9 protein-coding genes are annotated in these 8,636 nt (G+C 55.7%); 2 read left to right on the top strand and 7 right to left on the bottom strand.

The window, feature by feature from the left end:
- Positions 1-30: 30 nt before the first annotated feature.
- Entirely contained in the window at positions 31-1,011 is a 981-nt protein-coding gene (locus tag VJ956_RS00635) for a malate dehydrogenase (RefSeq protein WP_324080539.1), read from the bottom strand.
- A 143-nt stretch (positions 1,012-1,154) separates the two neighbouring features.
- Positions 1,155-2,006, bottom strand: coding sequence for a glycosyltransferase family 2 protein (locus VJ956_RS00640; protein ID WP_324080540.1), 852 nt, complete (start codon positions 2,004-2,006; stop codon positions 1,155-1,157).
- 39 nt (positions 2,007-2,045) lie between these two features.
- On the opposite strand from VJ956_RS00640, the gene VJ956_RS00645 reads away from it, so the two are divergent.
- Together VJ956_RS00645 and VJ956_RS00650 are read left to right on the top strand one after the other, a co-directional pair.
- A complete protein-coding gene (locus VJ956_RS00645) occupies positions 2,046-2,930 on the top strand; it encodes a glycosyltransferase family 2 protein (RefSeq protein ID WP_324080542.1) in 885 nt (294 codons plus the stop codon).
- Positions 2,927-3,847 (top strand): glycosyltransferase family 2 protein, encoded by a 921-nt coding sequence (locus VJ956_RS00650; RefSeq protein ID WP_324080543.1) that lies wholly within the window; start codon positions 2,927-2,929, stop codon positions 3,845-3,847. Before VJ956_RS00645 ends, VJ956_RS00650 begins: the two co-directional genes overlap by 4 nt.
- A gap of 11 nt (positions 3,848-3,858) precedes the next feature.
- Here VJ956_RS00650 and VJ956_RS00655 read toward each other — a convergent pair whose 3' ends face one another.
- The 5 genes from VJ956_RS00655 to VJ956_RS00675 form a co-directional block, all read right to left on the bottom strand.
- On the bottom strand, positions 3,859-4,590 hold the full coding sequence (locus tag VJ956_RS00655; protein WP_324080545.1) for an FkbM family methyltransferase: 732 nt from the start codon (positions 4,588-4,590) through the stop codon (positions 3,859-3,861).
- A gap of 71 nt (positions 4,591-4,661) precedes the next feature.
- Positions 4,662-5,429, bottom strand: coding sequence for a glycosyltransferase family 25 protein (locus tag VJ956_RS00660; RefSeq protein ID WP_324080547.1), 768 nt, complete (start codon positions 5,427-5,429; stop codon positions 4,662-4,664).
- Between the two features lie 34 nt (positions 5,430-5,463).
- Positions 5,464-6,372 (bottom strand): glycosyltransferase family A protein, encoded by a 909-nt coding sequence (locus VJ956_RS00665; protein WP_324080549.1) that lies wholly within the window; start codon positions 6,370-6,372, stop codon positions 5,464-5,466.
- 2 nt (positions 6,373-6,374) lie between these two features.
- On the bottom strand, positions 6,375-7,646 hold the full coding sequence (locus tag VJ956_RS00670) for an O-antigen ligase family protein (RefSeq protein WP_324080550.1): 1,272 nt from the start codon (positions 7,644-7,646) through the stop codon (positions 6,375-6,377).
- A 17-nt stretch (positions 7,647-7,663) separates the two neighbouring features.
- On the bottom strand, positions 7,664-8,636 hold a 973-nt coding region (locus VJ956_RS00675), incomplete at its 5' end, for a DUF6492 family protein (protein WP_324080552.1).

Genomic DNA, 8,636 nt, shown 5'->3' on the forward strand with positions numbered 1-8,636 from the left:
GCGGGGCCGCGGTTTTTATTCAGGCGGGGATCAGGGGAAGAGGTGCTTGACGCCGTCGCGCTCTTCTCTGAGTTCCTGCTCGGTGGCATCCATTTTCTCACGGCTGAATTCGCTGATTTCGACTCCCTGAACGATCTCATACTGACCGTTTTTGCAGGTGACCGGGAAGGAGTAGATCAGACCTTCGGAGATGTCATAGCTGCCGTCGCTGGGAATGGCCATGCTGACCCAGTCGCCGTCGGGGGTGCCCAGAGCCCAGTCGCGCATGTGCTCAACGGCAGCGTTGGCGGCGGAGGCGGCGGAAGAGGAGCCGCGGGCGGCGATGATGGCGGCGCCGCGCTGCTGAACGCAGGGAATGAACTCGCTCTTGTACCAGTTGTCGTCAACCAGCTCGGTCGCAGGCTTGCCAGCGATGGTGGTGGTGCTGATGTCGGGGTACTGGGTAGCGGAGTGGTTGCCCCAGATGGTGACCTTCTTGACGTCGGTGGTATGGGTGCCGGTTTTGCCCGCCAACTGCGCCATTGCCCGGTTGTGGTCCAGGCGGGTCATGGCGGTGAATTGGCCGGGGTTCAGGTCGGGGGCGTTCTTCTGGGCGATCAGGGCGTTGGTGTTGGCGGGATTGCCCACCACCAGCACCTTTACGTCGCGGCTGGCGTGATCGTTCAGGGCTTTGCCCTGGACCGAGAAGATGGCGGCGTTGGCTTCCAGCAGGTCCTTGCGCTCCATGCCGGGACCGCGGGGGCGAGCGCCGACCAGCAGGGCATAGTCGGCGTCCTTGAAGGCGACATTGGCATCATCGGTCTGGACGATGTCCTGCAACAGGGGAAAGGCGCAATCTTCGAGTTCCATGGCGACACCCTTGAGGGCGTTCAGGGCCGGCGTGATTTCCAGCAACTGCAGGATGACGGGCTGGTCATTGCCCAGCATCTGGCCGGAAGCGATGCGGATCAGGAGCGAATAGCTGATCTGACCTGCGGCACCGGTAACCGCTACGCGTACGGGTTGTTTCATGGACTTTCCCCTTTGAGTTGTTGAAGTTGAGCGCCTGGACAGAGAGCCGGGCTCCATAAAGCATGGCGGGATTATAGCAGTAAACGGAAAAATTTATCGAGAAAGGGTATCGCGACTAAGACCAATGGTTTAGGGGGAAATCACTACTCTGAAGCATGAGTTTTATCCCGCTCCTGATCCAGAGCCGCCAGCATCTGCAACTCCTTCGCTTTGGCCAGCCGCATGAAATTACGGTTAGCCGCCGTGATCGCCACGCTCAGACCGAACCAGCCGTTCAGTATCTGCCGGTGCAGCAGGTAATAGCGCAGGAATTTCAATGGAAATTCGGAGAAAAGCCGCAAGTTGGAAATTTGCCGGCCTTTTGCGACCAGATGCAAGGCCTGATCGGATGACATTTTGCTGTACTTTCGCTCCAGCTGCTCCAGAGATAGCAGTGTCATATGATACACATCACCCTTCAGGCGAATGATTTTCCCACCGTAGGATTCCGGCCTGTCGTGAATACTGTGTTCTTCAGCGGTGAATCCAGCCCGCTTTCGATGGTAGCAGCGCAATAAAAAGTGATGCTTGTCGTGACGGAAGGGATGACCGGAAACCGGCGGATGAATCACCCACCTGAAGCTGAATCCGGCAGTCTGCTCAGCAATGGCAGAGGAAAAAGTTTTTTTCAGCGACGCGACCGCCTCATCAGAGAGCACTTCATCGGCATCAAGATTCAGGACCCAGTCATTTTTGCACAGCGATTCCGCATGGGACTTTTGCCAGGCAAAACCCTGCCAGTCGTTGTGAACAAACCGTGCACCTGCCGCTTCGGCAATTTCCCGGGTTCGGTCACTGCTGCCGGAATCGACCACGACGATTTCATCAACCCAGCCGACAACCTTTGCCAGTGATTCTGGCAGCCGAAGTTCCTCGTTAAGGGTTATGTAATAGACGGATAATGGAAGGCTCATGACATGTTCCCGCAAAGAAGCAACCAGTTCGCTCTGCTTCATTACAGTAGCATGCTCCGGCTATAATACCGGCCTGCCGCAGTGGCAGATCGAATGTACACTCTCGATTTCAGGCCTGAAACCATGAAGCTCTCCGTCATCATAAGTACCTACAACTCGCCAGAGTGGCTTGAGAAAGTACTGTGGGGCTATAGCGTACAAAGCCACAACGACTTCGAGATCATCATTGCCGATGACGGCTCCGGGGCAGAAACCCGCCAGCTGATTGACCGGATGCGGCAGCAGACCGGCCTGACCATCAGACACATCTGGCAGGAAGACAAAGGCTTCCGGAAATGCCGGATCCTCAATCTGGCGGTTCTGGAGTCAGCAACAGACTACCTCGTATTTACCGACGGCGACTGTATCCCCCGCCGCGATTTCCTTGAGGTCCACGCTACCGAAGCAGAGCCCGGGCGTTTCCTGTCAGGCGGATATCATAAGCTTCCCATGGCAGCCAGCAAGGCTATCGGAAAAGACGACATTATTTCCGGACGCTGTTTCCGGCTGGACTGGCTCAAGGCCCATGGCCTGAAGTCCACCTACAAGAACAGCAAGCTGACGGCCAATCGCTGGCAGGCCCGGTTATTCAACGCGCTGACTCCGACAAAGTGTCGGTTCAAGGGCTCCAACGGCTCGGCGTGGAAAAAGGATGTCCGGGCCGTAAACGGGTTTGACGAAACCATGGCCTATGGTGGCGAGGACCGGGAGTTCGGCGTGCGCCTTGCCAATCTGGGCGTCAAACCGAAACACGTCCGCTACAATGCCATTGTGGTGCACCTGGATCACGGTCGCGGTTACGTAGACCCGGAAACCGTCAGGGCCAACAAACAACATCGGATAAAGTCCGATAAAGAACGCATTACCCGCACCCACCACGGCATTGAACAGCACCTGCAGCCCCAATCGACCGGAGACACCCATTGATTTTTTTCGTGTTTTCCTACAACCGCGGCCCGCATCTGAAGAACTGCATCGAGTCCATTGAAACCTGTGCTGCCGGTCACCGGATCGTGGTCTACGACGATGCCAGCAACGATCCGGAAACCCGGCAGATTCTCAGTGACATCGGGAAACGGCATGAGGTCAGAACACGGGATGACAAAGCCTCCGGCGACCAGCACGGCGCGCTTTACACCAACATGCAGAGAGCCATCGAGTCTGTTGAGGACAGCAGCCTTATCTGCTTTTTACAGGACGATACCCAACTGGTCCGCAGGATTGATGACCAGGACATCCGGTTCATCGAGGGTTATTTCGAAAAGTTCCCGAATGCCGGATTTCTCGCTCCGGTTTTCCAGAAACGGATAACCCGGCAGCGCACGCTGGACCGCTTTGTCTACCATGAGGACAGAGGTGTATACGTATGCGAACACCGTAGCCGCAAACAGGTGGCGGGCGTTTACTACTCGGATATTTCGGTGACTCGCAGCGATCGTCTCAGAGCGGTCGACTGGAAATTTGTACCCGGGGAATTCGACAACGAGCAACAGGCGAAAGCCAGTTTTCTCGAGATGGGCTACCTGTATGCACCCTTTGCCATGTGGCTGCCAAACCCGCCCGCCTATCGCAACAAAAACAAGAGCTTCACCTTCAGGCTGGCCGAAATCGTCAACAGGGCCGGCTTCTACCCTTTCGCAATCATGGCCGACGAAACGGTCGAAAAGCTTCGATCCCGCCCCACCAACCAGGTTCCTATTGCCGAGGACTATCTTGAGGTAACCGTTCCGGGACTCAAGTCACCCTGGATATACGACCCGCTCAGGCGTTACCGCATTCTGCGCAAGCTTGCCAGGTTTGAGGCATTTCTGAAGCGGATCAGCGCCCCGAAAACGCCTGAGTAGCCTCAGCCCGATCATCCAATCTCATGGGGCAGAAACGCCACGGCGTCGTAGTTTTCGGGCAGCACTTGGTAGCCGTGTTTATTGAACAGTGATATCAGATCGTCGAATTCGGCACGGCTCATCACCCCGTCGGCCATACCATGCTCAAAATGAATCATTGCCGGTCGAACCGTCTCAAAGTCGATGCTTCGAATGATTTCACCGTCATAGCCTTCGGTATCAATCTGCAAAAGATCAATCTGCGCAATACCCTCCTGGCGCATAAGCTCGCCCAGCGGCATGCAGGGAACCTGGATAGCTTCGACGTAGGACTCGGGCACCTGTGGTTTGATTACGTGGTTTTTGTTGAACGAGGCAGTCCCCAGCGCCCACTCCGGGACCCTGGACTCGTATGCCTCCCCAACCACATAGAGAGTGGCCTCCTTCACTTCGTTGTGAATGGCGGCATTGACCGGTTTTATATTCGGCTGATTACGATAAACCCTCTGCAAAGCCTTGAAGAAACGCGGTACCGGTTCCACAGCCAGGCCTGAAAGCTCAAAATTCGGAGATACCGCAAATTCGTGAAGCGGGTCGAATCTTCGCCCATCGTTAGCGCCAATCTGGATAAACTCGAGTTTCCGGCCGTGACGCTCCAGGAACCTCATCAGGATGGTTTCAAAGAAATTAGGGTTAAATGTTCTTACGACCCGGTAACCGCGGGACGACAACCTGCGGTTTAACCATTCTCTGCCTTTGCTCAAAATAAGCTCCACAAGCCACACAGGGCAATATTTCCGGGGTATAGATACTCAGTCGGGACCAGAGCTCTGTCTCACGCATGAACCGATTGTTTTATCCTGATTCTGAACCTGATGTTATGGACTTCCCTTGCCACCTTGCCTTTCAACAGATACCACCGCCAGCGCAGCCGCATCAGCCCTCTTCTGGCCTTTGCAGTGTCGATTCCCGAATCAATGGCTGACTGAAAGTCGGGGTTATGGGTCAGGCAGGGGTCCAGAACGCCGTAGCACTCGACCCCGTTGGCCCAGAACTGATCCATTTCAATATCGACAGGTTCCGCCCACCGCTCACCATACTTCAGAAACTTCCTCGCTGCGGCGGGGGTGAGATAATAACCGGTCGCACTCTTATGCCCGCGCAGAAATTTTGCGATTGACAGCCCATCCTTCTCGAAAACCACGATATTCTCCCGGTTCCGGGATTTGCTGGCAAAAAGCCTCACGCACTCGAGTTCGGGTGGCAGATTCAGAGCCTGGCGCACGAATCCTGAAAATGGCTCGGGAAAAACCATGGCGTCATCTTCCAGAACGATCATTGGCCTGCCTGAATCCGAACAGTGTTGCCAGACAAGAAAATGGCTTGCGTAGCACCCGAGATGCCCGGGAGTCAGCGGAATTTCACCAATCCGTTTTGCTTTCTCACCGTCATAGTGGGAAAAAAGCTCATGCCCGAGCTTGCCGTCAACGGCGTCGAAAAAGCTGAAGGACAGGTTCAGTTCGGCAAACTGAGTCTCGATCGACTGCCTTCTTTCGGTCGCTCTTTTCAGACTGATTACTATGATGTCCGGTTGCTCTGTCATTTCAGATGTCCAGTTCAGAAAACATAAGGCGATTTCAAAGCTTTAACCAGCGGCGGAAGGCAACCTCGAGACTGTTCAGGTTTTTCTGGAGCCTCAGGCCCGTTAACGGGTTATAGGTCCACGGCCTTGGCGGCGAACCCGGCGTACATTCGAGGAAATCCTCGGCAACAGGTAACGGAGGCGATTGCTGCCCCTGCAAACGGTCAACCTCCTCCTCTGACAACAGCCTGAAAGGGTAAAAGCCAACCCGCTTTTTCCTTTCCGCCATCCTCAGGCCCAGGGTTTTCTTTTTACCCCGATAGGCAGGCACTTCCGGCAGCCACATGGCAAAGGGCAGCCACATATACGCCATCATGCCAAACAGGTCCCTGGCCTGCTTGTCATTGGCCGGCTCGGACTGATGAAAGCACCACCCTGCGGCCACCAGTCGGTCAGGTCTGAAAACCACCAGATCCGAATAATGAATACCCGCACTTTGCCCGGTATCCTGGCGATAGAAGAACCCCGGGGCCGGACCCGGCACTGGAGTTACCGGACGCTTCCTGAGATCGATACCCCGGATAAAGCAGGGGTGAATAAAGCCAAGTGTCGGGTTACTGGCAAACAGCGTGTTAATCGCTTCAAGCTCCGCTGACGAGACAGGTCTGACTACCTGGGTATCATCCTGCAAAAAACAGATCAGACGTCGGTCGCGGAACAGGTCGAGCGCCGCGTTCATGTTGTGGTAAAGGCCGCCATGCTTGATGGTACCGACCTCCCGGGGCGCGACAATCCGACAGAATTCTGCCGCCTGCCCCAGATATTCGCAGGTTTCCGGATCGTCACTGTTGTCATCAAAAATCACGATCTCGGCAGCGGGAATGCAGCGGCGGATCGAGTCCACACAATTGCGGAGAAACCGGCCCCGATTAAAGGAAAATACGCAGACTGTCAAAGCATCCATGGTTACCTTTCCCCCACGGTCACGCTGTCGCCGATTGCTGAACCATTCTCGTCTGTTCGGTAACGGGACCAGACCCAGACAAAAACAAGCGGAATCCAGCCGACGAACCAGATGGGATGAACCGAAGTCACAAGGGTGTATTCGTCCGTAAAAGTAAGCAACAGAAACAATACCAGAATGGCCAGCAAGTGTAGCCTGGTTCTCAGCGCCAGGCGGCTTCTGGAAACGGCTATCGCAGGAAGCATCACCAGCCCGGCCTGCATCAGAACGCCAATCAGACCGTTTTCCACGAAAGCACCCAGCCAGATGTTATGAGGGTGGGCAATATCGAGGCCCATGGGCTCCAGATGCAGCTTCGCCGCATCGGTAAGTCCAAAATCAAGGCCCGCACCATTCCCCAGTAGAACAGACTCAGGAGGATAGGTCAGATAAGCCGCCCAGATCTCAAACCGGTAGGACCCGCCCCTTGATATCAACTGATCAGACAGTACACCCAGGCCGATGAACCATTGCAGCAGAATCACCACGCACGCGGTAACCAGAAGCAATGCGAAAATCGTTGCCGGCCGACGATACCGGTAGCCCAGAAAACCGGCAAGGAAAAAGAGATAAAGCAGCAGGGCAATCAGCGGCGCACGACTCTGGCTCAGAGTGACAAACGCGCAGACAGACACAACCGACACCATCGCAAGAAGAATGTCAGACCGGCTTGCAGAACTATCCTCACGAAAAGTCAGGAACAGACCGGTAGCGAGGAAAACCGTCGCTATGGACGCCCCCTGAATTGGATGCCCCATCACCCCGAAACCCTGGATTCTGCCACCCTGGAACGCCTCCTGCAGAGAAAATAACAGCCCGGAGAGAGCACCGGCCAGAGCCACAACCAGGAACCACCTGGCCCAGAACCCAGGCCGGGAAACGACAGCACGCATCCACAGGAAATAGCCCAGGATTCCGAGCGCGGCTTCAAAGGCCCAGCGCATGGCCTGTGCATCATCGTCAGCGGGGTCACTACCTACGAGCCAGGTGGTTACTGCCATATAGCCGCAGAACAGCAGAAACAACCTGATAAAGGGATCCTGCCAGACTGCCATGCTGTCCTTGCGAACAAGCAGGTAGAGAGTCAAAGGGTAGATCAGGGCGTGAAAAAAAGTTCGATACACCTCTTCCGGAGTAAGCACCGCAAGCAGCAGCCAGGCGGCAAACAACAGAGGCAGCCAGCCCTGCGCGCCCAGTCGTCTGAGATCTGACACATTGGCCATGGCCAACTTCATGGGTGACTGCACGGTTCTCAGCTACCCCGGTTCAAGAGCGACAGAAGTGGTTTCAGGTAAGCCTGCGGATCCCAGTTTTCCCGGCCACTGGCCTGGGAATGGATGGTCACGTAATGAATATCAGGAGCCGTGATCATCTTGCCTACGGTATCGACCACTGCCCCGGGATCACTGGTATCGTAAACATACCGGAAAAATGAGGGTTCCCGCCAGTCGATGGTGTCCCCAGGTGTTCTGTGCACAAGAAACGCCTTGTAAAATCCGAACTCTGACCACCGGCGCGGTGGCAGATCCAGCAAGGCAAACCACCAGGGCTTCCCGGTTTTCGATTCGAGCCCGGTAAGCGCCGCACACAGCAGTGTTCTGTCAAACACGAACGGCGTATCAAAATAGACGTTGACCGGATCCGTCTCACGCTCTGCTCCCACCAGTCTTTCGGTCTCCAGCACCCAGTTCCTGACCTTGCCACTCAGCTCGGAGCGACTGCACCATTCGGCAAAACACACGACCCCGGCAGCGCTGTGGAAATCCTCCGCAGCGGCCGATGGTGTAATAACCAGATCTGAGTCCAGTACCACAGCAGTATCGCAATCAATCTCACTGGCCAACTTCAGTTTGCACAGCTGCTGGGTATGCCAGCCGGTGTAGGACGGCCATAACGGCCAGCCAAAAACCCTTCTGATGCTTCCGCATATCCTGGTAAGGTCGCGGCCGAGACGGTCAGCAATACTGCGTGCCCGCTTTCGGCGGCGTTCAACCAGGGCAGGCAACACATCCCTGGTGGAAAGCAACGTCAGCCCGGGCAAGTCCCGGAATTCCTCGAAAAGCGACAGATCTTCATCCTGAACTACCACATAATGCTGAAACCGGGCCAGGGGGGAATGCTCCAGGGAAGATCGCATCACCCGGAAATGCTCGACATCACCGGCCCAGGTCGGGGTGATCAAAACAAGTCGCGGCTCCCCGCTCATGATGACTCTTCCTGCTTCC

Origin of the sequence: Marinobacter sp., assembly GCF_035268745.1 — a bacterium.
GTDB lineage: Bacteria > Pseudomonadota > Gammaproteobacteria > Pseudomonadales > Oleiphilaceae > Marinobacter.